The following is a 23,135-nucleotide window of genomic DNA, read 5'->3' as shown; positions in this document are numbered from 1 at the left end:
TGAATTTACTCCTCTAACAGCGCGTCGTCACCGAACTCTTCCCGGAGCGCCTCCAGGTACGCCTGCTGTTCCCGAAGCTTGCGGGGCATCTCCGCGTACACGTGTTCGAAGATGTGGCGCGGGTCGGTCGTCGCCGCTTCGGCCTGGTCGACCGCCTCGTCGAGGCGCTCTTCGATGTCCTGTTCGATGGCGTCGACACCCTCCTGGTCGAGGCGACCGGTCTCCAGCATGAACCGTTCGAACCGCGGGACGGGGTCCATCTGTCGCCACTCCTCGGTGCGCGCTTCGTCTCGGTAGACGCCGGGGTCGTCGGAGGTAGAGTGCGCGCCGAGGCGATACTGGAACGCCTCGATGAGCGTCGGGGCGGGGTCGTCGCCCGGGTTCTTCGCCTTCTGGACCGCGTCGCGGGTGACCTCGTACACCGCGATGGGGTCCATCCCGTCGACGCGGACGCCGTCGAAGCCGTAGGCGATGGCCTTCTGGGCGATGGTCGCGCTGGCGGTCTGGTTCTCGCGGGGGACCGAGATGGCCCACTGGTTGTTGTTACAGAAGAAGACGACCGGAACGTCGAACACGCCCGCGAAGTTCATCCCCTCGTGGAAGTCGCCTTCCGAGGTCGCGCCGTCGCCGAAGTGGACGAGGGCGGCGCGGCTGTCACCTTTCAGTTTCGCGCCCCAGGCGAGACCGGTTGCGAGCGGTATCTGTGTCGCGATAGGGTTCGTGACGGTGAACACGTTCCGCTCGCGCAGGGCCGCGTTCCCGGCTTCCGACCCCATCCAGTACTCCAGGTTCTTCGACATGGAGACGCCACGAGCCAGCATCGCGCCGTTCTCCCGGTAGCTCGGGAACAGCCAGTCCTCGTCGTCGAGGGCGTGGACGCTCGCGACCTGTGCCCCCTCCTGGCCGTAGATGGGCGGGTAAGTCCCCATCCGGCCCTGTCGCTGGAGGGCGACGGCCTTCCGGTCGAACCGTCGCGCCAGTTTGAGGTCCTCGTACAGCGCCAGAAGCGTGTCGTCGGAGAGCGAGACGGATGCCCCGTCGACGACCGAACCGTCGCGGTCGATGACGCGATGCAGGTCGTCGGGTTGGTCCGAGACGAGTTGAGACATGGACTAGTCCAACCGAGGGCCGATTCCGCGATAAAGATGACGACAGACTCTCGCGCAGGGTCAGCGCCGCGCCGCGAGTCTGCGCACCTGTTCGTACCCCTGGCCTCGGAGTGGCTCGCCGTGGCCCATGCAGGCGATTTCGAACGCAGGTGCTCGCTCTGCGAACGACTCGATGCTCCGGCCTGCCCGTTCGCGGTCGGCGTCGACGAACCGCGACAGCCGTTCGAGGGTGCCGTCGTCGGTACCCTGCGCGAGGTCGCCCAACAAGCCGACCGAGAGGTCAGAACTGACGTAGCAGGTGTGCCCCGGTGTGTGGCCGGGCGTCGCGTAGGCCGTGAAGCTCCCCGTCTGCTCGCCGTCGGCGACTGCCTCGACCGGGAGGTCGGGCAGCGAAACGAAGCGGCTGAGGACGTGCTTCGTCAGGACGCCCTTGAATCCGGGTGCGTCGGGCCGGCGGTCGCCCCGGAGCACGCTGGCCGTGTGCTCGCTGGCGACGACGACCGCGTCGAGGTCGGGCGTCAGTTTCGCGAGCGAGCCGACGTGGTCCAGGTCGTAGTGCGTGACGACGACGCGGTCGACGTCGCCGAGAACGGACCCCGAATCGAGCACGCCAGCACGGATGCGTCCGGCGTCCCAGGGTGTCCCGGCGTCGACGAGTACGAGGTCGTCGCCGTCTTCGAGGAGGTACGCGTTCACGCCGCGGCAGGGTATCTGCCAGACGCCGTCGGCGAGTTCGGTTAGCATGGCCGTCACTTCGGGCGAGGGGCACAAAACCGTGGAGGCCGCACCACCGGTGTCCAGCGAGTACCTGAGGTTCCGCCAAAACCCGTGCAATCTTCATACCCGCACGCCCTACTGCCCCCCGTGACAACCCGTCGTGACCGCATCGCCCTCGCGAGCGTCGTCTTCACCGTGTTGCTCGCGCAGGTCTTGCTGTATCCCGGCATCGACACGCTGCTCGCCGTCTTCGACGGGGGTGCGGCGCTCCAGTCCGGGATGTGGTTCCTCGCCGCCGAGTTCGCCGCCTTCGTCGCCTTCGCGGGGGTCTGGGGTGCAGCCAGCGACGCGACCGGTCGCCGCGTGCCGTTCGTCGTCGCCGGGACCCTCGGCGGAGCCGTCGGCTACGGCGTCCTCGCCGTCTTGCCCGCAGTGACGACCGTTTCGTTCGGTGCAGTACTCGTGATTCGGGTGCTCCAGGGCGCAGCGACCATCGGCGCGTTCTCGCTCTCGATGACGATGTTGATGGACCTGGACGGCGGCCACGGCCGGAACATGGGCGCGGCCGGCATCGCCATCGGCTCCGGGACCGCCCTCGGCGCACCTCTCGGCGGGCAACTGTACGAGGTCGGTCCGCTGGTCCCGGTCGCCGCCGCGAGCGTCCTCCTGTTCGCCGTCGCCGTGCTCGCGACCGTCGCCATCGACGAACGCGACGACGGTGGCGAGGACACGCCGGCCGACACCGAGACAGCGTCGACCATCTGGAGTGCCATCGCCGGCGTCCGCGAGACGCCGATACTCCTGGTTCCGTACGCCTTCGGCTTCATCGACCGGCTGACCGCCGGCTTCTTCGCGCTGGTCGGCACCCTCTACTTCCGGGACGTGTTCGGCCTCAGCCCGGGGGCGACGGGGCTGATGCTCGCGCTCTTTTTCGCGCCCTTCGCCCTCCTCCAGTACCCCTTCGGCGTCGCCTCGGACAAGATCGGGCGAGTGATTCCGGTCGTCGCCGGGTCGGTGCTGTACGGCTTCGCGGTCGTCGCGGTCGGCTTCGCCCCGACGGTCGAACTGGCGGGCGCGGCGATGGTCGCCGTCGGCGTAGTCGGCGCGCTCATGTCCCCGGCGACGATGGCACTCGTCACGGACCTCGCCCGCGACGACCAGCGTGGCGTCGCGATGGCGGGGTTCAACATCTTCGGGAGCAGCGGCTTCCTCGCGGGCATCATCGTCGGGGGGTCGGTCGCGACCCGGTTCGGCTACGAGACCGCGTTCCTGACCGCGGGCGGGTTCGAGATACTCCTCGCGGTGGTCACCGTCCCGATCTTCTTGCGACTGCGGACCGGGCGAGAGGCAGGGCCAGTGGCAGGTCGATGAGTCACCCCGTGGCAGGCCGGTGCTGTGGGACAGAGAGACACCGTTCGGAACGGTTCGACACCCTTAAAGGCCGAGACGGGGAAGTACCGACAACTCGCTGGACGACGGGCACCAGTGGGCACCTGCCCCCGTGCAGGTCATCGGAATGTGGTTCGCCACCGCGAACTGAACCGGCCAACGCCCGTGGTGATACACCATGACAAAGAGCTTCTACTCCCACATCAAGGAAGCGTGGCAGGACCCGGACGACGGCAAACTCGCCGAACTCCAGTGGCAGCGAAAGCAGCAGTGGCGCAAGGAAGGCGCCATCGAGCGCGTCGAGCGCCCGACCCGCCTCGACAAGGCCCGCGAGCTCGGCTACAAGGCCAAGCAGGGCGTCGTCGTCGCACGCGTCTCCGTCCGCAAGGGTGGCGCACGCAAGAGCCGACACAAGGCCGGTCGCCGCTCGAAGCGCCAGGGTGTCAACCGACTCGGTCGGAACAAGAACATCCAGCGCATCGCCGAGGAGCGTGCCTCGCGCAAGTACGTCAACCTCCGTGTGCTGAACTCCTACTGGGTCGGTGAGGACGGCTCCCAGAAGTGGCACGAAGTGATTCTCGTGGACCCCGAGCACCCCGCCATCCAGAACGACGACGACCTCAACTGGATCTGCGACGACAGCCACAAGAACCGTGCGTTCCGTGGCCTCACGAGCGCAGGCGTCCAGAACCGCGGCATGACGTTCAAGGGCAAGGGTACCGAACACACCCGCCCGTCCACGAACGCCGGCCGCAAGCGGTAACGAAGCGACCAGCTTCTCTCATCTTTCACATCGCCCCCGAGCGACAGCGTTGGCTTCGAAACCGAACGAACGTTCCCGATATTCTTTGGGAATCGAACCGTTCTTCGGGCCAGGTCGTCGACGGTCAGACGTGAGTGGAATCGCGTACGCGCTGTTCGCCGCCGTCCTGTTCGGAACCTACCTGTTCGTCGTAAAGCGGTACTTCAGCGCGTACCCAGTTCCCGTCTACCTCTACTGGGTGTACGCGTCGGCGGTGGTGTGGTACCTCCCCATCGCGTTCTCGACGACCGACGGGCTTCCGGTCCCGACCGACCCGGTCGCGCTCGCGGCGACGGTCGCCGTCTCCCTCGGCGTCGTCGTCGCGCTGCTATCGTTCTTCCGGGCGCTGTCCATCGGTGAGGTGAGCTACGTCGCCCCCATCAGCAAGGTCGTACCCGCGTTCGTCCTCCCCATCGAGGTCCTCTTCTTGCAGGAGCGGCTCGCGCCGATGCAGGTCGCGGGTGTCGTCGTCGTCACCGCCGGCCTGTACCTCGTCAACTACGAACCCGGCGAGTTGCTGACCCCGCTTCGGCGGGCGGTCACCGCCCGCCCGGCCCAGTTGGCGCTCGTGAGCGCCGCCACCTTCGGTGTGGTCGACGTGGGCAAGCGCGTCCTCCTGCAGGAACTCGCCGTCACGCCGACCGAGTTCGTGGTCGTCATGCTGGTCACCATCCTCGTGTCGGTCGTCCCGCTCGCGCTCCCGAAACTGGCCATCGACGAGGTCGCCGACGACTGGTGGAAGTTCGTCGCCGTCGGAGCGCTCGTCGCCGGTGGCCAGCACATCATCGCCATCTCGTTCACCACTCTTCCCGCGAGCGTCGCCTCGCCCATCGTGAACGCACAGGCCGTCGTCGCGGTGCTCCTCGGCGGTGTCTTGCTGGAGGAACCGCAGTTCCGAATCCGGCTGGTTGCCGCGAGCATCGCCATCGCCGGCGTCGCCCTCATCACCCTCGGCTGAGCGCAGAATCAGGCCAGTAGTTCCGTGTAGAGCCCGGCGAGTTCGCCGCGAGTCCGTTCCGGGATGGCGTCGAGTTCGGCGTCGACGTCCAGTTCGTCGAGCGCGGCCCGGCAGGTGTGGGTGTGCGAACGCACGAGAAGCGTATCGAGATACGAGATTCGGAGCAACAGGAGGGCGTGGTCGACGTCGGCTGCGTCGGTGATGCGGAACGACGTCCACCCGGACCGTGGAGCGAGTGTGTGCTGTTCGGCCACCCCGTCCGCGATGACCGCATCGCGCACCGGCAGCCGGTACTCGACGTCGACCAGACCGGACCGGTGGACGTGTCCGAGCTCGTGTGCGCCGAGGTGGAACTCGCGGCCCCCGTCGCGATGGTCGGCGTCGGAGACGGCGGGCCACGCGGTCACCTCGGCGGCGATGGCGGTGATGAACTCTCCAGAATCACGTTCGGTGGTAGCATCCCTCATGCCGTATCAGAGGCGTTACTCAGGCTTTAGAGGCACGCAAGGGTTACCCTGGTTACTGGACAGTCAGCGCGGAGAGTAGGTCAGCAGGACTGTCAGGAGAGGGGAGACGGCACGAGTGGTTGGTCGAAACCGTCGACGACCGGTACAGCCCAGTGGCCGGTGACGTGTTTCGACGGCGGGAAAACGGGAGACGGCGGGTACTGTGACCGAGAACCGGGTCGGCTGAATCGGCGCGAATCGCGCACTCAGAGTTCGTCTTCGTCCGGGAAGCCGTCGAACTCCTCGATGTCGACGCCGTCTGCCGTAATCTCACAGAGGACCAGCCCGTTGCCGGAGCCGGTGTCACGCTCGGCCGCGGAGCGGACCGCACGGGCGGCGACGCGCCGGGCCTCGTCCATGGTGATGTCCTCGTGCCACTCGCCTTCGAGCAGGCCGTAGGCGACCATCATCCCGGAACCGGTGACGGTGTAGTCGTCTTCCATGACGCCGCCGGCCGGGTCGATGGAGTAGACGTGACTGCCCTCTTCGTCGACCCCACCGATGATGGGGTTGATGGCGAAGAACGGGCCACCGCGGGCGAAGTTGCCCGCGAGGGTCGCGAGCGCGGGGATGCTGATGTCCTCGCCGCGACGAGTCTCGTAGAGGTTGACCTCGGCGCGAAGCGACCGGATGAACGACTGGGCGCCGCCGACGCTGCCGACCAGCGTCATCGCAGCAGTCGGGTGAATCTGTTCGACCTTCACGACGTTCTTGTTTGAGACGAATCGGCCGCCGAGGCTGGCACGGCGGTCGGTCGCGATGACGACGCCGTCGTCGGTCGAGATGCCGATGGTGGTCGTCCCGGTCTTGTTGACCGTGTCTTCGTCTCGCTGCTGGTCTTTCCACTCGGCGTTGCCGAGTTCGGGTTCGTAGGGGTTCGTGTTATCGAGTTTCATTCGTCCTCACCCTCCGAGAGGAGGTCGAGTTCGGTTAGTCGGTCGGCGATCTCCTCGGTCTCCAGGGTCCGGTAGGTGCCGGTCTCGGCGTCGATGGTCGAGATGGCGAGCCCTTCCGCGGGGAAGCCCTCCTCGCTGGGCGACGCGAGCGCCTCGATGGCGAGGTCGATGCCGCCTTCCAGACCGAGTTCCTCGGAGTAGTTGTCTTCGAGGTGGCTCTGAATCTCTTCGCGGTTGCCACCGATGGCGATGGCCTTCCACTCGTAGGGGGTCCCGGAGGGGTCCGTCTCGAACAGCCGGGGCGTCCCGTTCTCGACACCACCGACGAGCAGCGCGACGCCGAACGGGCGTGCGCCACCGGTCTGGGTGTACTGCTGGATGTGGTCGGTGACCGCCTTGGTGAGCGTCTCGACACCGATGCTCTCGTTGTACCGGAGCTGGTTGACCTGTGCTTCACGGCGCGCGACGTCGATGAGCTGGCGAGCGTCGGCGACGTGGCCGGCCGACGCGAGGCCGATGTGTTCGTCGACCTTGTGGAGCTTCTCGACCGAGTCGCGCTCCATCAGGGGCGACCGGCTGCGTCGTTCGGCTGCCAGGACGACACCCTCGGGTGTTCGGACGCCGACGCTTGCACTCCCGCGCTTTACCGCTTCGCGGGCGTACTCGACTTGGTACAGACGACCGTCCGGGGAGAAGATGGTGATACCCCGGTCGTACGCCTGCTGCTGACTTTGGCCTTGCATAGTGAGCCCTTACCTGAGGTAAGTATCCGCTTTTTAAGTACCTTTTGTACTTACCCTCTAAATTCCGAGAGGAATGGAGGGTCAGCGCTGCGTACGCGCAACCAGAACGCCCAGACCCATAACGACTCCGCACTCGGCAGGCCAATCACGGTTCCGGGACGGACACCGGCGACAGGATAGTGCCCCTCGCTCAGGTGGGGTCGGCGGTCTCGCGTAACGCGACCGCGATGACGACGAGGCCGGCCGCGGTCGCCGCCGCCTGCGCACCGTAGCCGACGGCGGCCGCGGTCGGCGACACGCTCCAGACCACGCCAGCGACGACGGCACCGAGCGTGATGCAACCGAAGCCGATAGCGAGCGACCGGAGACTGGCAGCCCCGGTCCGCCGACCCGCACGCCGGGCGAGGGTGGTGAGGTACGTCCCGACGAGTATCGTGGTCGCTTGCACGCCCACGAGTACTGTTTCGAGTGGGGTCATCCCGGTCCCCGTCCGGATGGTACGGACCAACAGGGGGTAAAACACGGCCGGAGTTCTCAGTTCTCGAAAACTGGCCGGGCAGTTTCTCGTGATGGTCGGCGCTGGCGAACATGTTCACTGGGCTTGCAGCGGCCGGGAACCGGCTTTCCGGTTGATATGGGTCTGCCCTCAACGACCGAATGAGGAGAAGACCAATGACCGACGACCACACCAGACGACACGTGCTGCGGACGGCTGCAGTCGGTGGCATCGGCCTCGCCCTGGCAGGCTGCCTGGGTGGCAACAGTTCGGGGACGAAGACGGCGGCCGACGACGGAACCGGCGGTTCCGATGGGAGCGACGAGGACACGACCGCTGGCGACGACTCGAAGGAGTCCGGCGGAAGCAGTGGGAGTTCGGACGCCGCGGTCACCATCGAAGTCGGGCCCGGCGGCCAGTTCACGTACAAACCGGAGAACCCGACGGTGAAGAAAGGCGAGACGGTCGAGTGGGTCTGGAAGTCGAACCAGCACAACATCGTCGTCTCCAGCCAGCCCGACGGTGCGGGCTGGGAGGGCACGGAGGGCGGCGAGTCGAAACTCTACGACGAGGGCCACACCTACACCCACACGTTCGAGACGGCGGGCACCTACGAGTACTACTGCTCGCCCCACAAGAGCGTCGGGATGGAAGCGAAGGTGACGGTCGAATAACGCGGTCGTAATCGGAGGACACACCCATGTCAGAGCATACGTCCAGTGCCGACAGTACCGACCCGGAAACCGTGGTCGAACAGTACGAACGACAGCTCGAAGACGTACTCGCGGAGGTCGAGACGGAGACGCCTCGCGAGGACGAGGACGGCCTCGGCCTCGAACTCGCCGGCCTGGAACTCGACCGCCGCGACTTCATCAAGGCCGGAGCGGTCGCCGGCGCGATGTCTGCGACGGCCGGCTGTGCCGGCGGTATCCTGGACGACCGCGGCAGTGGCAGCCCGGGAACGTCCGCGAAGGCGGGGTCGGCTCCCGACCACCTCGTCCCGCCGGGCGAACACGACGAGTACTACGGGTTCTGGTCCGGCGGTCACTCCGGCGAGATTCGCGTCCTGGGCATCCCGTCGATGCGGGAGCTGACGCGCATCCCCGTGTTCAACACGGAGGGTGCCCGGGGCTACGGTTACGACGACCAGACGAGCGAGATGCTGGAGGCGGCCGGCGACTACACCTGGGGTGACAACCACCACCCGAACCTCTCCGAGACCGACGGCGACTACGACGGCGAGTACCTGTTCGTCAACGACAAGGCGAACGGGCGCATCGCGCGAGTGAACCTGAAGTACTTCGAGACGGACGCCATCACGGACGTGCCGAACGTTCAGTCCGTCCACGGCACCACGGTACTCAGCCCGGACACGAAGTACGTGTTCGGGAACGGCGAGTTCCGGACCCCGTTGCCCAACGACGGCCGGGACGTCCACGACCCGAAGAAGTACACCAGCCTGTTCAGCGCGGTCGACCCCGACTCGATGGAGACGAAGTGGCAGGTCAAAGTCGACGGCAACCTCGACATCTGTGACTCGGGCAAGGAAGGTCGGTGGGTCATCTCCTCGGCGTACAACTCCGAGGAGGCGGTCGGCATCAAGGGGATGACCCACGACGACCGCGACTTCGTGAAGGCGTTCGACATCCCGGCCATCGAGAAAGCGGTCGAACAGGGCACGTACGAGGAGGTCAACGGCATCCCAATCGTCGACGGGACGAAGAGCAGCTCGCTGAACTCGGGCGACCGTCCCATCGTGAAGTACATCCCGACGCCGAAGAGCCCACACTGCGTCGAGGTCGAACCGAACGGCAAGTACGCCATGATCGCCGGCAAGCTCTCGCCGACGGTCACCATCCTCGACCTCCAGAAACTCGGCGAGGTCTCGGACCCGGCGAAGGCGGTCGTCGGCCGGCCGAAGGTCGGTCTCGGGCCGCTGCACACCACCTTCGACGGCAACGGTCACGCCTACACCAGCCTGTTCATCGACTCGCAGGTCGCGAAGTGGGACATCGAGAAGGCCATCGAGGCCGAGAAGGGCTCTGCAGACCCCGTCCTCGAGAAGATAGACGTCCACTACAACCCCGGGCACATCCAGGCGCTGGAGGCGATGACGACCGACCCGGACGGCGAGTGGCTCGTCAGCCTGAACAAGCTCTCGAAAGACCGGTTCCTCCCGGTCGGGCCCATCCACCCCGACAACGACCAGCTCATCCACATCGGCCAGGGTGAAAAGGAGATGGAACTGGTCGCGGACCACCCGGCCTACCCCGAGCCACACGACTGCGTGTTCGCACACCGGGACAAGCTCGACCCCGCGACGACCTGGGACAAAGAGGACTACAAGGGTGAGAAGCCGTACATCAGCGAGAAACAGTCCGGCGTCGAGCGCACCGGCGACCGGCAGGTCCACGTGAAGTCCTCCGTGAAGCGCTCTGAGTACGGCCTGCAGGAGTTCACGGTGAAGGAGGGCGACGAGGTGCGGCTCACCCTCACCAACATCGAGGACGTCCGGGACGTCATCCACGGGGTCGCCATCCCCGAGCACGACGTGAACCTCGCCATCGCACCACAGGACACCCGCGAGGTCACCTTCACCGCCGACGAGCCCGGCGTCTACTGGATCTACTGTACGTACTTCTGCAGCGCGCTCCACCTGGAGATGCGCTCGCGGATGATCGTCGAACCGCGCGACTGACCACACACGGACGAGCAACACGCCAATCCCCCGTTTCCAGACGCCAACCCGGAAGTGAGAGACCATGCAACTACCCACGCCCGACGATTTTCGTGAACTCAGGCGCACGCTGCCGGCGATAGCCGCGGTGCTCCTGGTCGCCGCGCTGGCGTTCCCGATGTGGACCATCAGCGTCCAGGCCGTGCAGTACCCCGACACCGTGTTGCACCTGCAACTGTACGCCTACCCCCACATCAGCGGCGACTACGTCGAGATGGCCCGGCTCAACAAGTACATCGGGTTCTACTACCCGGACCCGGTGTACTGGAGCCCGAACTACCAGCCGAAGCCGACGGCGGTCGACGTCCCCGAGTGGTCGCTCGGGCCGCTGGCGTTCGTCGGTGTCGCGGCGGCCGGCGCGGTCGTCGCGCTCGCCCCCGACGAAGAACGCCTGCGCCGCGGCCTGCGCTGGCAGCTCGTCGGCACCATCGCGGTGTTCGGCGTGATGCTCGCCGACATCAAGTACCGGCTCTACCAGACCGGGCACAGCCTCGACCCGAACGCGCCCGTCATGGGCGTCTCCGGGTTCACCCCGCCGCTGTGGGGCACGTACGAGGTCGCGAACATCACGAGCTACTCCCGGCTCGGCCTCGGTGCCTACCTGGCGACGTGCTCGGTCGGCCTGCTGGTCGTGGCGTTCTACTACCGCGACGAGCCGGTGACGTTCGGCGACCTGCCGGGCCGGCTTCGGAGCCTGCCCGGGGGAATCCGGGAGAAACTTCCCGGCGGCAGCGAGGAGAACGAGCTGCTGGCGTCGGAGGACCAGGACGAGACGCCCGACCGCGACGACCGGAACCAGCCCCCCGGCCACGTCGGAGGTGACTGACCGTGCGCGAACGCCGGGAGTACGGCATCGTCGCGGTCGCGCTCGTGGTCGTGCTGGCGGCCGCCGGCATCGCGGTCGCCGGGCCGGCAGCCAGCGCCGCGAGCACTGCCGACGCCAGCGCTGGAAGCGCGACCGCCAGCGACGCCCGACAGGTCGCCTTCGACCCGTCGGTCCCGCGCGAACTCTCGTTCGAGGCACCCACCGAGGACGGCGTCGCCCGCGTCGGCGGCCAGGAGTTCGACACGCTCCGGGCGGCACTCGACGCGGCCGACCCGGGCGACGTGGTCCACGTCGAGGGCCGGTTCGACGAGACCGTCACGGTCACGACGCCGGACGTCACCATCCGCGGGGCCGGGCCGGACCGCACCCTGCTCCACGGTGACGGCGAGGGCGACGTACTCACCATCGAGGCACCGAACGTCACGGTGTCGGGCGTCTGGGTCCGTAACTCGGGCTGGCAGACCAGCGAGAACGACGCGGCCATCTGGGTCGACGGCCGGGGCGTCACCGTCCGGGACAGCCGGGTCACGGACACGACCTTCGGCATCTGGGTCGACGGGACCGAAGACGTGCGGGTCCTCGACAACACCATCGTCGGGCGCGAGTCAATCGAGTCGCTCACCGACCGGGGGAACGGCATCCAGCTCTACCGCGCGACCGGCGCGGTCGTCCGGGACAACCGCATCACGGACGTGCGTGACGGCGTCTACTACTCGTGGGCGTCGGAAGTCGTCGCCACCGGGAACACCATGTGGGACCTCCGGTACGGGGTCCACTACATGTACTCCGACCACTGCGTGTTGCGCAACAACACCGCGTTCGACAACGACGCGGGCTACGCGCTGATGATCTCGGAGTACCTGCACATCGAGAACAACACCGCGGTGAACAACACCGGCCAGAGCGGCCACGGTATCATGGTCAAGTCCATCGACCACAGCGTCTTGCGGGGGAACGAGGTGGTCGGGAACGGGCAGGGCCTGTTCGTGTACAACTCGCTGAACAACACCATCACCCACAACCTGGTGATGGAGAACCGGGTCGGCGTCCACCTCTCGGCCGGGAGCGTCCGCGAGCGCGTCCACCACAACAGCTTCGTCGAGAACGACCGGCCGGTGAAGGCGGTCGTCGGCGAGCAGGTCGCCTGGAACAGCTCGCGCGAGGGCAACTACTGGTCGGCCGCGACCGCCGCCGACACCGACCGGGACGGGGTGAGCGAGACGCGCTACCAGCCCGCCGGGCTGGTCGAACACCTCGTCGCACAGCACCCCGAAGCCGCAGTCTTCACCGACTCGCCAGCGTTCGCGGTGGTCCGCACGGCCGAGCGCTCGGTGCCCGTCATCGAGGCCCCGGGCGTCGTGGACCAGCACCCGCTCGTCCGGCCACCACACGACAACTGGAGGCGATACTATGACGACGATGATTGACGTGACCAACGTCCGGCAGACGTACGGTTCGGTGACCGCACTCGACGGCGTCTCGCTGTCGGTCGACCGCGGCGAGACCTTTGGACTGGTCGGGACCAATGGGGCGGGCAAGACCACCCTGTTCCGCCTGCTGGTCGGGCACGAGACGCCCGACGAGGGCGCGGTGCAGGTCGCTGGCTTCGGGGCCGACGCGGGCGTCGAGCGCCGCCGCCACGTCGGGTTCCTCCCCGAGGACGCCGGCTTCGAGCCGCGCCTGACCGGGCGCGAGGTGCTGACCTACTACGCCCGCCTCCGGGACGTCCCGGCCGACGAGCGCGAGCACCGGGTCCGCCGGGTGCTGGCGACGGTCGGGCTGGCCGACGCGGCGGACCGCGAGGTAGCGGGGTACTCCAACGGGATGACCCGCCGGCTCGGGCTCGGGACGACCCTGCTCACGCGACCCGACGTGCTCCTGCTGGACGAGCCGACCGCGGGCCTCGACCCGGAGGGCGTCGCGGACTTCCACGACGTGGTCCGGTCCATCGCCGAGACGGACATGACCGTCGTGCTGACGAGCCACGACCTGCGCGAGGTGGAGGCACTGTGCGACCGGGCGACCATCCTCCGCGACGGCCACGAGGTCGCCACCGGGCCAGTCGAAGAACTTCGCAACTCGGTCGCAGCCGAGACGACCGTGACCTGCCGGCTCGCGTCCGACGCCGACCCCGCGCCCGCGGTCGAGGCCGTCGCCGACCTCGAATCAGTCCCGTCGGCGTCGGTCGAGCAGGCGGACGACCCGCTGGTCGTCACCTGCCCACGGGGCGACGAGGGCGCAGTCCTCGACGCCATCCGCGAGGCGGTCGACGTGGCCGCGTTCGAGGTCAGCGCCCCCGAGTTCGCGGACGCCTTCCGCCAGCACGTCGCGGACGACCGGCCCGCGAACGAGGTCTTCGCGGAGAACAGGGGTGAGGCGGCATGACGGCCGACCGCGAGTACCTGGACGACCAGGGCGACCACCGGCCCGGCGACGGGGGCGACCACCGGCCCGGCGACGGGGGCGACCCCCGTCCCGACGACCAGGGAGACCCCCGTCCCGACGGCGGCACGACGACGGCGGTCGAAGGCGCGGCGAGACTCGGCCGGGCCACCCCGTCGCTCCCGGGTGTCGAGGGACTTCGCCACGTCCTGACGCTGGCCGACCGCGAGTACCGCACCCTGTCGCGGTCGCGCTGGCCGGTCGGGCTCGCAGCCCTGTTCGCGGTCGTCTCGCTCGCGGTCGCGGCCGCCAGCGGGTCGGGCGCGGGGACCGGGAGAGCCGGCGCGGTCGTCGTCTCGCTGGCCGAGTTCTCGGTGTACCTCGTCCCGCTCGCGGCGCTGGCGTTCGGCTACGCCGCCGTCGTCGAGCCGGCCGAGCGCGGCACGCTCGACATGCTGTTCGCGCTCCCGGTCCGACGGTCCCGGGTGCTGCTCGGGACGTACCTCGGGCGGGCGCTCGGGCTCGTCGCCGCGCTCGCCGTCGGCTTCGGGTTCGGCGGGGCGCTACTGTTCCGGTTCGTCGGTGTCGCTGGAACCGGCCCCTACGCGAGGTTCCTGCTCGCGGCGGTCGGTGCCGGGCTCGCGTTCCTCGCCATCGCGGTGCTGGTCTCGACGCTGGCCCGCGAGAAGACCCACGCGCTGGGCGGCGTCTTGCTGGCGTGGGTCTGGTTCGTCTTCGCGCACGACCTGCTCGCGCTCTCGGCGGTCGTGTTCGCGGACCCGCCCGAGGTCGTCGTCACCGCGCTCGTGCTGGCGAACCCGGCGGACTGCTTCCGGGTGCTCGTCCTCTCGGGCGTCCAGACGACCGGGGGCGGCGTCGGCGCGGCGCTCGCGAGTTCGTCGCTCTCGCCCGGACTGGCCGCGGTCGGGCTGCTGGCGTGGATTGCGCTACCGCTGGCCGGTGCGGTGAGAGCCGCAGACAGGGTCCACGGGCGGCGATAATCGGGAAGAAATATTTTCAGCAGCAGTAGATGAACGGGTACATCAGCGCGACCCTGTCACCCGCTTCCAGTTCCGTATCGAGCCCGTCGAGGTGCTCGTTGAACCGACCGTTCACGCAGATTCGGGCGTAGCGCCGGCTCTGTTCGCCTTCCGGGTTCTTCTTCCAGGTACCGGGGAGGTCCTCCGTTCGGGGGGTCCACCCGCGATGGGTCGACTCCATCTCGCTCTCGGCGATGAGGAGGTCGGCCACGTCGTACTCGGTCAGAAACGCGTCGAGAAACGCACGGAGCGTGTCGCCCTCGAACGTGTACTCCATGCGGGGCTGGCCGACGGCCTCGCGGACGTGACCGGTGCACTTCACGTCGACCGTGGTTGTTGCTGGCTGTGGCGCGGACTCCTCCAGTCGATGACCAGTCGAGACCATACGACAGAGTAGCGCGAGCAGGAGGATAAGGACTGTCGCGAACATTTACGCCTGCTGCCTGTCACTCTCCTGTATGAACGACCGAACCCACCAGCCCGCCCACAGCATCTGTCCGTTCTGCGGGGTCGGCTGCGGCATCGAGTACGCTCCCGCCTCCGGGAAGGCGACCGGCTGGCGCGGCCCGGTCAACCGGAAGGGCGAGGTGTGCCCGAAGGGCGTCGCCGCCTACGACGCGGTGACGAGCGACGAGCGCCTGACCGAGCCGCTGGTCCGCGGCGGCGACGGGACGCTCCACGAGGCGACCTGGGACGAGGCGTTCGACCGCATCGAACGAGAGTTCGGTGCGGTCCTGGACCGGCACGGCCCGGACTCGCTGTTCTTTTTCGCCTCCTCGAACTGCACGAACGAGGAGAACTACCTGCTCCAGAAGGTCGCCCGACGCTGCGGGACGAACAACGTCGACAACTGCGCTCGACTCTGTCACTCCTCGACGGTCGCCGCGATGGGGGCACGCCTCGGCGCGGGCGCGATGACGAACACCCTCGACGACCTCGGCGAAGCCGACTGCTTCCTCGTCGTCGGTGCGAACCCGGCAGTGAACCACCCCGTCATCTTCCGGTCCTACCTGCTGCCTGCCATCAAGCAGGGGACGACGATGATTCACGTGGACCCGCGCGAGACCCAGACGACACAGGCCGCCGACCACCACCTGCCCGTGAAACCGGGGTACGACATCCCGCTGTTGAACGCGATGGCCGCGGTCGTCGTCGAGGAGGGACTGGTGGACGCGGCGTTCGTCACCGAGCGAACGACTGATTTCGACGCCCTCAAGCGATTTCTCGCCGAAATCGACGTCGACGCCGCGGCCGAGCGGGCGGGTGTCGCCCCCGACGACCTCCGGACCGCAGCGCGAGCCTACGGCGAGGCCGGTGCCGCCGCCATCTTCACCGGGATGGGGATGAGCCAGCACCACTGCGGGACCGCCAACGTCCACGCCCTGCTCAACCTCGCGCTCCTGACGGGGAACGTCGGCAAGCGAGGAGCCGGTGTGAACCCGCTCCGGGGCCAGAACAACGTGCAGGGCGCGGGTGACGTCGGTGCGCTTCCCTCGGTTCTGCCGGGATATCGGCCAGTCACCGACGATGAGTTGCGCGCCGCCGTCGCCGACGAGTGGGGTGTCGAGCCGTCGACGATGCCCACCGTCCCCGGGCTGACCGAGGTCGAGGCGACCCACCAGATGGGCGAGTCGGTCCACGCCGCCTACGTCTTCGGCGAGAACCCGGCCGTCACGGAACCGAACCAGTCTCGCGTTCGAGAGAACCTCGACGAGTGCTTCCTGGTCGTCCACGACATCTTCCCGAGCGAGACGACCGAGTTCGCCGACGTGGTCCTCCCGGGGAGTGCGTGGGCAGAGAAGGCGGGGACCGTCACCAACACCGACCGGCAAGTGATGCGAATGCGCCCGAACACGACCCCACCCGGCGAGGCCAAAACCGACCTCGACGTCATCACCGAACTCGGCCGCCGACTGACGGACGACCCCTTCGCGTACGACGACCCGGCGAGTGTCTTCGCGGAACTCACCAGAGTCACGCCGATATACGGCGGAATGAAGTACGAGAACATCGGTGACGGGAGCCTCCGCTGGCCGTTCCCGACGGGTGCGGACTCGGGGACCGACGTGCTCCACGTCGACCACTTCGAGAACGGCGAGACGACGGCCGGCTTCCGCGTGGTCGAACACGTCGACCCGGTCGACCCCGTCCGCGAAGACGAGCTCGTGCTCACCACCGGCCGGGTCATCGAACACTTCAACAGCGGCGCAGTCACCCGCCGGTCGGACACGCTCACGCGGCTCCGGAGTGCCGACGTGCTCCAGATACACCCCGACGACGCCGACAGTCGCGACATCGCGGACGGAGACATCGTCCGCGTCGCGAACGACCGCGGAAGCGTGACGGTGGCCGCCGAGGTGACGCCCGGCATCCGCCGTGGGACGGTCTTCATGACCTTCCACCACGTCGACCCACTCGTGAACGCGCTCACCGGCGACACCCTCGACCCGGAGGCGAAGATTCCCGAATACAAACACAGCGCGGTCCGCGTGGAGGTGGGCTCGTGCGACTGACCGAGGCCGTGCCGAGCGATGGTACCGTCTGCGTGGTCGGCGCGGGCGGCAAGAAGTCGCTCCTGTACACCCTCGCGAACGACCTCCACGAGGCGGTCGTCACCAGCACGGTCCGCATCCCCATCTTCGACGGGCACGTGGGGCGCGTCGTAGCGACCGAGGACCCGGTGGCCGCGCTCGCCGAGGCCGACGCCGAGGACTGGCCGCTCGGTCTCGTGCTCGAACAGGAACGTGAGGACCGCTACCGCGGCTACGATGTGGAGACGGTCGCGGCGCTGTCCGAGGCGACCGACGTCCCGGTCCTCGTCAAGGCCGACGGCGCGCGAGGGAAACTGTTCAAGGCACCCGGCGAGGAGGAACCGATGGTTCCCGCGACCGCCGACGCGGTCTGTCCGGTCGTCAGCGTCCAGATCGTCGGCCAGGCACTCTCCGACCTCGTCGTCCACCGACCCGAGTGCGTCGTCGACATCACCAACATGCGCATCGGCGGCGTCATCAACCCACGCCACGTCGCACAGGTGCTAACCGACCCCGATGGGGGGCTCAAGAACGTCCCCGGGGACGCGACCGTTGTCCCGGTCCTGAACATGGTGGACGACGACGACCTGGCGGAGACGGCACGCGAGATAGCCGACGAAATCCACGACCGGAGCGACCGAATCGACCGTGTCGTCCTGACGTGTCTCACGGCCGACGACCCCGTCGTCGACGTGGTGTAGCCCCGGTCGCCCACCTGACCCGGTTCAGGGCACGTCGGACTCCTCGTTCACGTCCGTGAACGTCGCCATGTCCGGCACCGCGTCCTCCGACAGTTCGTCGAGCGCCAGTCCGTCGAGCGCCGCCAGAATCCGCCCGTCGTCCCCGCCGAGGACCCGTTCGCAGGCCGCCTGCATGGTGTCGGTCCGGTAGACTGCCTGCGTCGTCTGGAACCAGCCGTCGTCGGTCCGGACCAGTGCCCCATCGACGCCCGCGGCACGGTCGAACAACAGGTCCAGAAACGCGGGGTCGACCTGCGGCATGTCGCAGGCGACGACCGCGGTGTAGGGGGCACGAATCACCCGGAGCCCGGCCCAGATACCCGCCATCGGCCCCCGGTCCGGCACCGGGTCGACCGCCAGTGCGACCGACGAACAGCCAGCGAGCGCGGCCCGGAGTGCGGGCACCTGGTCGGCCCGGCAGTTCACCACCACGCCGTCGGTCACCTCGCTCACTCGTCGAACCACCCGGCGAACCATCGGCTCACCGTCGTAGTCGGCGACCGCCTTGTCCCGGTCACCGAAGCGCGTCGAGAAGCCGCCGGCGAGGACGAGACCGGCGCGTCGGTCGGTCATGTCGACCTGTCCGGCAGCCAGCCCCAAATAGGCGCCGGGGGAACCGACTTCCCCCCGGCCGCCGTAGAGTCACCCATGGAACACGTCGAGTACGTCTACACGTTCGGGATGGACCCCGACGAGGTCGAGCGTCGACTCACCGAACAGGGACACGGAACCCTCGCGCTGGCCAACGACGGAGACGCCTACGCCATCCCAATCTCCTACCACTACGACGCCGCGGACGAGCGCATCCTGGTTCGTCTCGCCGACCACGAGGGGAGCGACAAGATGGACTACGCCGAGACGACGACCACGGCGACGCTCGTCCTCTACGGCTCACCCCAGAGCGACGAGTCCTGGAGCATCATCGTCCGCGGCGAACTCGTCCCCGCCGACGACCTGACCGACACCGAGATAAACGAACTGTACCAGCCGATCCGCGTGTTCGGTGAGGACGTACGCGAACTCGAACCGACGTTCTGGGCGCTGCACCCCGACGAGATAACGGGCAGACGAACTGGCGACGTCGGCGAGGAGTGACCAGTAGATCTCAGTACGTGAACGTCCGTCACAGGACACGAGAGCCGACCAGAACGCTTATCCGAACGATTGAGAAAGCGTTCAGATATGACTCAGACCGAGCGGCTGGAACGCCTCATCGCCGACCAGGCTGGCGAGTGCTGTGACGCCGACGTGGACGCCCGCGTCGCCGAACTGGACGACCTCCGGACCGAGTCCCCTCTCGGCCGAACCGACGACCACGTCGCCGTGTTCGGGGCGCTCTCGAACGAGACGCGGTACCGCATCGTGCGCCTCCTGGCGGCGGCCGACGGCGAACTCTGCGTCTGCGAGTTCGACCCGCTCCTCGACGTGAGCGAGAGCGCCATCAGTCACGCGCTCTCGGACCTCACGGGTGCGGGTCTCGTCGAGCGTCGAAAGGACGGCAAGTGGCGATACTACCGGAGTACCGACCGCGCCGAGACGCTGCTCGCTGCGCTGGACGAGACGGAGGGCGACCGATGACGACACTCGGGTTCGTCTGCGTCCAGAACGCCGGCCGCAGTCAGATGGCGACCGCCTTCGCCGAGCGCGAGCGCGAGGCACGTGGCCTCGACTGGGACATCGTGACCGGCGGGACGCACCCCGCCGACCACGTCCACGAGGAGGTCGTCGACTCGATGCGCGAGATTGGCATCGACCTCTCGGGCCGGACGCCGCGTGAGGTGTCCGACGAGGAACTGGAATCCTGCGACGTGGTCGCGACGATGGGCTGTTCGACCCTGTCACTCGACGCTGACGTGGACGTCCGCGACTGGGACCTCACGGACCCCGACGGGAAGTCGCCGGAGGAGGTCGCCGCCATCCGCGACGAGATCGAGTCGCGCGTGAACGCGCTGTTCGACGAGGTCGCCGATGGCAGTCAGTGACCTCTGGGCGCTCGAACTCCTGCTGGCGGCGTTCGCCGGCGGCGTGTTCGGCGCGGCAGTCGGTGCGCTCCCGGCGTTCACCGTCACCGGCGTGCTCGTCGTCGTGGGCGAACTGTACGACCTCGGCCGCGAGACGCTCGCGACAGGCGCGCCCGAACTCGCCCTGACAGGGAGCGTCGCCTTCGGGCCAGTGTTCGGCCCGCACGTCAGTTTCGGCGGCGGCGCGGCCGCGGTCGCCTACGCCGCGAAGAAGGGCTACATCGACACGGACTTCGACTACCACGAGGCCAAGAACGTCACCCAGGGGCTCGGCACCAGAGTCGACGTGCTGGTCGTCGGTGGCGCGTTCGGCGTGGCCGGTCACCTGCTGAAGACGGCCTCGGCGCTCGTGATGCCGTGGGACCCGGTCGCCTTCGGCGTGGTCGCCTCGGCGCTGCTCCACCGTGCCGTCTTCGGGTACTCGCTCGTCGGGACCAGCAGCGGGTTCCTCGACATGACCCCGTTCGAGCGTGGCGAGAAACGGGTCTTCGCTGACGGGGGGACAGAACGCCCCGCCGTCGAACCGTGGCTCCCGTACCAGTACAAGTGGGCTGGCGTCTCCCTGCTCGGGCTCGCATTCGGCGCGCTCGGTGCGTACCTCACGTACATGACCGCGAGTGTCTTCCTCGGCTTCGGCGTGAGCGTCCTGTTGCTCGTCTACGTGAACAGTGACGTGGCGCAGATGCCGGTCACCCACCACATGACGCTTCCCGCCGGGTTCGCCGTCGTGGCGGCCGCTGGCGGCGGGGTCGCCACGCCGGCGGCACTCGCCGCGGCGCTGCCGCTCTGGCAGGCACTCGTGCTCGGGGCCGGCGCGGGCCTGTTCGGCGCGCTCGCCGGCGAAGTGAGCCAGCGCGTGCTGTACGCCCACGCCGACACCCACCTCGACCCGCCCGCGGCGAGCATCGTCGTGACGACGCTCGCAGTCAGCCTCCTCGGGATGGCCGGCGTCCTCGGGGACCCAAACGTCCTCCCGGACCCGTCCTGGCTGACCTGAGAACGCTACCCCTTTTGACGACCGCCCGGTAACACCGGGCAATGAGCGACCGTGGGAAGATCGACCGCGACTTTTTCGACCAGTACATCTACCCGAACCTGGGTGCCGAACGAGACGACGTGGCGGTCGGCCCGCGCCACGGCGTCGACTTCGGCGTGCTGGACGCCGGCGGAACCGCGGTCGTGACCGCGACGGACCCCATCTCCATCTTGCCCGACCTCGGCTGGGAACGTGCAGCCCGATTCGCCCTCGGCGTCTTCCTCGCGGACGTGGCCGTCTCGGGTATCCCGCCGAGTCACCTCGCCATCGAGTTCTCGCTTCCTCCCGAAATCACGGACGAAGCGTTCGCCACGGTGTGGACGACGATGCACGAAGAACTCGACGACCTCGGGACCGCGGTGCTGACCGGACACACCGCTCGCTACCACGGCTGTTCGTTCCCGTGGGTCGGCGGGGCGACGGTCATGGGCGTCGGCGACCACGCGGACGTGATCCGGCCGGACGGTGCGCGACCGGGCGACCACCTGCTGATAACCCACGGACCCGCGGTCGAGGCCACGGCCCTGTTCGCGAACCTCTACCCCGACCAGCTCCGGGACGCAGGTGCGGACACAGACCTCCCCCGCCTCGCGGCCCGCCTCCCCGAGACAGGCCACGTCAGGGACGCGCTGCTCGCGGCGGCCTCGGGCCCGGTGACGGCGATGCACGACGCGACCGAGTGCGGCCTCCACGGCGCGCTGGTCGAACTCGCGGAGACGGCCGGCGTCGCCATCGAGTTCGACCCCGGGGCGGTTCCGGTGGCCGACGACGTTCGGGCAGTCTGTGACGCGCTCGACATGGACCCGTGGGCGTCGACCACCTCCGGCACGCTCCTCATCGCGGTCCGGCCCGAGGGTGTCGACGACGTGCTCGCGGCGCTCCGGGAGCGCGGAACGCCCGTCGCCGACGCTGGCCGTGTACGTGCGGGGACAGGTGTCTCAGTGGATGGCGAGCGTCTCGAACATCCCGAAGAGGACCCGGCGTGGCGGGCGTACGCCGAGCTGGCCGAGACTGCTGACTCCGGCGAAACGGGCGACGATTAACTCGCCACGTCGACCAGCTGTCGGCCGTCGAGTCGCGGAATCACGTCCCGACACGAGAGCGACATCGCGTACTCGCGGACGTCGCTACTCCGGAGCGGGTGCTTGTCCGGGTAGTGTCGGCCCTTGGCGTACTCCAGTTGTTCGCGGAGCAGGTCGGCCTCGACCGGTTCCAGCGGGATGCCTGCCATGTGCCGACCGACCAGCAGGGCGCCGATGGTGTCCTCGGTCGCCGGCTCACCGTCCTTGCCGGCTGCGAGCAGGTGGACCGGACCGTCGACGGTCCGGAGGTGCCGGCCCAGCGTAGCTGCGTTCGTCGTCGACCCGACGTAGACGGTCGCGCCGTCAGTGCCGAGCAGCCGGTCGATAGCGCGACCGCCGTTCGAGGAGGTCATCGCCACCGGTCGCCCCGCGACGTCGACGTCCTGGACGTAGCTCGGCGAGTTGAAGAAGTCGTAGCCCTCGGTCGGTTCGTAGTCGGCCGTCGACCCGCCGCCGATACGCGCGTCGGGGTTCGCCTCCTGGAAGGCGAACTCGTCGCCGCGTTCCGACGTGATGTGGACGTACTCCGCGCCGTTGGCGAGCAGTTCCACGACAGTCGTCGAGAAGTGCATCACGTCGATGACGACGTAATGACCCGGGTCCGGTTCCGCGGGAAGGTCTTCGATGCGTTCGAGGAGTCGGTTCGTCAGGTAGTCACCCCACACGGTGCTGCCATCGATCACGAGCGTCTGCTGGTCTTCGAGCCTAATGAGCGTGTCCCGAGCGTTCGTCGCTCTGACAGGCGCGTCCGTCGATTGCGAACAGGCGGCGAGGTGGCGGGGGAGTGACGCCCCCGGCGGGTCGCCGCGCAACCGCGAAGCGCCGAGGGGCCGTTCTCAGATGATACCGTGAGTGGCCCCGGTATCCGGTTTGAACTCTCGGTCACTCTCCCCGTTCGACGGCCCGCAACTGCGTCAGCACCCACGCCAGAACGAGGAACGCACTCCCGAGCGCGGCCACCCACACGGCCCACTCGACGAGCACGTCCTGGTTCGCGGTCATCGTGGCCTGGGGGACGCGCTGGGAGAGCGCCCAGACGTGCCGGACGACCTGGACGAACGCCACGAGGCCGAGCGCGCTACCGGCGAGCAGCAGTTTGGTCTTCGTGTCCACGACTGTCACTC

26 protein-coding genes are annotated in these 23,135 nt (G+C 68.2%); 16 read left to right on the top strand and 10 right to left on the bottom strand.

Features of this window, described 5'->3' with window-relative positions:
• Positions 1–5: 5 nt before the first annotated feature.
• Complete coding sequence (pdhA, locus tag ACSC1R_RS08810) at positions 6–1,109, bottom strand: pyruvate dehydrogenase (acetyl-transferring) E1 component subunit alpha (protein WP_439028691.1); 1,104 nt, start codon at positions 1,107–1,109, stop codon at positions 6–8.
• Between the two features lie 60 nt (positions 1,110–1,169).
• Positions 1,170–1,853, bottom strand: a complete 684-nt coding sequence (locus tag ACSC1R_RS08805) for an MBL fold metallo-hydrolase (RefSeq protein ID WP_439028690.1) — start codon at positions 1,851–1,853, stop codon at positions 1,170–1,172.
• A 120-nt stretch (positions 1,854–1,973) separates the two neighbouring features.
• On the opposite strand from ACSC1R_RS08805, the gene ACSC1R_RS08800 reads away from it, so the two are divergent.
• The 3 genes from ACSC1R_RS08800 (at position 1,974) to ACSC1R_RS08790 (ending at position 4,975) form a co-directional block, all read left to right on the top strand.
• Positions 1,974–3,197, top strand: a complete 1,224-nt coding sequence (locus ACSC1R_RS08800) for an MFS transporter (protein ID WP_439028689.1) — start codon at positions 1,974–1,976, stop codon at positions 3,195–3,197.
• Positions 3,198–3,393: 196 nt separating this feature from the next.
• Positions 3,394–3,978, top strand: a complete 585-nt coding sequence (locus ACSC1R_RS08795) for a 50S ribosomal protein L15e (protein ID WP_439028688.1) — start codon at positions 3,394–3,396, stop codon at positions 3,976–3,978.
• Positions 3,979–4,108: 130 nt separating this feature from the next.
• Entirely contained in the window at positions 4,109–4,975 is an 867-nt protein-coding gene (locus ACSC1R_RS08790; protein WP_439028687.1) for an EamA family transporter, read from the top strand.
• Between the two features lie 8 nt (positions 4,976–4,983).
• On the opposite strand, the gene ACSC1R_RS08785 is transcribed toward ACSC1R_RS08790, so the two are convergent.
• The 4 genes from ACSC1R_RS08785 to ACSC1R_RS08770 form a co-directional block, all read right to left on the bottom strand.
• A complete protein-coding gene (locus tag ACSC1R_RS08785) occupies positions 4,984–5,442 on the bottom strand; it encodes a luciferase domain-containing protein (protein ID WP_439028686.1) in 459 nt (152 codons plus the stop codon).
• Positions 5,443–5,687: 245 nt separating this feature from the next.
• Positions 5,688–6,377 carry an archaeal proteasome endopeptidase complex subunit beta gene (psmB, locus tag ACSC1R_RS08780; RefSeq protein ID WP_439028685.1) on the bottom strand — a complete coding sequence of 230 codons (690 nt, stop codon included), beginning with the start codon at positions 6,375–6,377 and terminating at the stop codon, positions 5,688–5,690.
• Complete coding sequence (gene psmA / locus ACSC1R_RS08775; protein ID WP_439028684.1) at positions 6,374–7,120, bottom strand: archaeal proteasome endopeptidase complex subunit alpha; 747 nt, start codon at positions 7,118–7,120, stop codon at positions 6,374–6,376. Before psmA ends, psmB begins: the two co-directional genes overlap by 4 nt.
• Before the next feature lie 190 nt (positions 7,121–7,310).
• Positions 7,311–7,598 (bottom strand): DUF7521 family protein, encoded by a 288-nt coding sequence (locus tag ACSC1R_RS08770; protein ID WP_439028683.1) that lies wholly within the window; start codon positions 7,596–7,598, stop codon positions 7,311–7,313.
• Between the two features lie 194 nt (positions 7,599–7,792).
• On the opposite strand from ACSC1R_RS08770, the gene ACSC1R_RS08765 reads away from it, so the two are divergent.
• The 6 genes from ACSC1R_RS08765 to ACSC1R_RS08740 all read left to right on the top strand — a co-directional run bounded on the left by ACSC1R_RS08765 (position 7,793) and on the right by ACSC1R_RS08740 (position 14,562).
• Positions 7,793–8,290 (top strand): plastocyanin/azurin family copper-binding protein, encoded by a 498-nt coding sequence (locus ACSC1R_RS08765; RefSeq protein WP_439028682.1) that lies wholly within the window; start codon positions 7,793–7,795, stop codon positions 8,288–8,290.
• 26 nt (positions 8,291–8,316) lie between these two features.
• Positions 8,317–10,314 (top strand): TAT-dependent nitrous-oxide reductase, encoded by a 1,998-nt coding sequence (nosZ, locus tag ACSC1R_RS08760; RefSeq protein ID WP_439028681.1) that lies wholly within the window; start codon positions 8,317–8,319, stop codon positions 10,312–10,314.
• A gap of 64 nt (positions 10,315–10,378) precedes the next feature.
• The gene (locus tag ACSC1R_RS08755; protein WP_439028680.1) at positions 10,379–11,179 is read left to right on the top strand and encodes a hypothetical protein; all 801 of its coding nucleotides are present in this window, start codon (positions 10,379–10,381) and stop codon (positions 11,177–11,179) included.
• Positions 11,176–12,606: a nitrous oxide reductase family maturation protein NosD gene (nosD, locus tag ACSC1R_RS08750; RefSeq protein ID WP_439028695.1), complete on the top strand. Its 1,431-nt coding sequence runs from the start codon at positions 11,176–11,178 to the stop codon at positions 12,604–12,606. Before ACSC1R_RS08755 ends, nosD begins: the two co-directional genes overlap by 4 nt.
• Positions 12,590–13,564 carry an ABC transporter ATP-binding protein gene (locus ACSC1R_RS08745; protein WP_439028679.1) on the top strand — a complete coding sequence of 325 codons (975 nt, stop codon included), beginning with the start codon at positions 12,590–12,592 and terminating at the stop codon, positions 13,562–13,564. Before nosD ends, ACSC1R_RS08745 begins: the two co-directional genes overlap by 17 nt.
• The gene (locus ACSC1R_RS08740; RefSeq protein ID WP_439028678.1) at positions 13,561–14,562 is read left to right on the top strand and encodes an ABC transporter permease; all 1,002 of its coding nucleotides are present in this window, start codon (positions 13,561–13,563) and stop codon (positions 14,560–14,562) included. Before ACSC1R_RS08745 ends, ACSC1R_RS08740 begins: the two co-directional genes overlap by 4 nt.
• A gap of 16 nt (positions 14,563–14,578) precedes the next feature.
• Here ACSC1R_RS08740 and ACSC1R_RS08735 read toward each other — a convergent pair whose 3' ends face one another.
• Positions 14,579–14,986, bottom strand: a complete 408-nt coding sequence (locus ACSC1R_RS08735) for a MoaD/ThiS family protein (RefSeq protein ID WP_439028677.1) — start codon at positions 14,984–14,986, stop codon at positions 14,579–14,581.
• Positions 14,987–15,059: 73 nt separating this feature from the next.
• Here ACSC1R_RS08735 and fdhF point away from each other — a divergent pair, with 73 nt between their 5' ends.
• Positions 15,060–17,114: a formate dehydrogenase subunit alpha gene (gene fdhF, locus ACSC1R_RS08730; protein ID WP_439028676.1), complete on the top strand. Its 2,055-nt coding sequence runs from the start codon at positions 15,060–15,062 to the stop codon at positions 17,112–17,114.
• Positions 17,105–17,833: a selenium cofactor biosynthesis protein YqeC gene (yqeC, locus tag ACSC1R_RS08725; RefSeq protein ID WP_439028675.1), complete on the top strand. Its 729-nt coding sequence runs from the start codon at positions 17,105–17,107 to the stop codon at positions 17,831–17,833. Before fdhF ends, yqeC begins: the two co-directional genes overlap by 10 nt.
• 24 nt (positions 17,834–17,857) lie before the next feature.
• Here the strand turns inward: yqeC and mobA are convergent, their stop codons facing one another.
• Positions 17,858–18,445: a molybdenum cofactor guanylyltransferase gene (gene mobA / locus ACSC1R_RS08720; protein ID WP_439028674.1), complete on the bottom strand. Its 588-nt coding sequence runs from the start codon at positions 18,443–18,445 to the stop codon at positions 17,858–17,860.
• A gap of 75 nt (positions 18,446–18,520) precedes the next feature.
• Between mobA and ACSC1R_RS08715 the strand changes: the two genes are divergently transcribed.
• The 5 genes from ACSC1R_RS08715 to ACSC1R_RS08695 all read left to right on the top strand — a co-directional run bounded on the left by ACSC1R_RS08715 (position 18,521) and on the right by ACSC1R_RS08695 (position 21,972).
• Positions 18,521–18,967 (top strand): pyridoxamine 5'-phosphate oxidase family protein, encoded by a 447-nt coding sequence (locus ACSC1R_RS08715; protein ID WP_439028673.1) that lies wholly within the window; start codon positions 18,521–18,523, stop codon positions 18,965–18,967.
• An 87-nt stretch (positions 18,968–19,054) separates the two neighbouring features.
• Positions 19,055–19,450, top strand: a complete 396-nt coding sequence (locus ACSC1R_RS08710; RefSeq protein ID WP_439028672.1) for an ArsR/SmtB family transcription factor — start codon at positions 19,055–19,057, stop codon at positions 19,448–19,450.
• Positions 19,447–19,854, top strand: a complete 408-nt coding sequence (locus tag ACSC1R_RS08705; protein ID WP_439028671.1) for a low molecular weight phosphatase family protein — start codon at positions 19,447–19,449, stop codon at positions 19,852–19,854. Before ACSC1R_RS08710 ends, ACSC1R_RS08705 begins: the two co-directional genes overlap by 4 nt.
• Complete coding sequence (locus ACSC1R_RS08700) at positions 19,841–20,890, top strand: hypothetical protein (RefSeq protein ID WP_439028670.1); 1,050 nt, start codon at positions 19,841–19,843, stop codon at positions 20,888–20,890. Before ACSC1R_RS08705 ends, ACSC1R_RS08700 begins: the two co-directional genes overlap by 14 nt.
• A 41-nt stretch (positions 20,891–20,931) precedes the next feature.
• Positions 20,932–21,972, top strand: a complete 1,041-nt coding sequence (locus tag ACSC1R_RS08695) for an AIR synthase family protein (RefSeq protein ID WP_439028669.1) — start codon at positions 20,932–20,934, stop codon at positions 21,970–21,972.
• Here ACSC1R_RS08695 and ACSC1R_RS08690 read toward each other — a convergent pair.
• Both ACSC1R_RS08690 and ACSC1R_RS08685 read right to left on the bottom strand, forming a co-directional pair.
• A complete protein-coding gene (locus ACSC1R_RS08690; protein ID WP_439028668.1) occupies positions 21,969–22,694 on the bottom strand; it encodes a 2-phosphosulfolactate phosphatase in 726 nt (241 codons plus the stop codon). The genes ACSC1R_RS08695 and ACSC1R_RS08690 overlap by 4 nt on opposite strands.
• Before the next feature lie 199 nt (positions 22,695–22,893).
• Positions 22,894–23,124, bottom strand: a complete 231-nt coding sequence (locus ACSC1R_RS08685; protein WP_439028667.1) for a hypothetical protein — start codon at positions 23,122–23,124, stop codon at positions 22,894–22,896.
• Between the last annotated feature and the right edge of the window lie 11 nt (positions 23,125–23,135).

It is taken from the genome of Haloarchaeobius ordinarius (assembly GCF_051801355.1).
Lineage (GTDB): Archaea > Halobacteriota > Halobacteria > Halobacteriales > Natrialbaceae > Haloarchaeobius.
The sequence above is the reverse complement of the archived record's forward strand: the minus strand, read 5'-3'. Positions and strand labels throughout refer to the sequence as shown.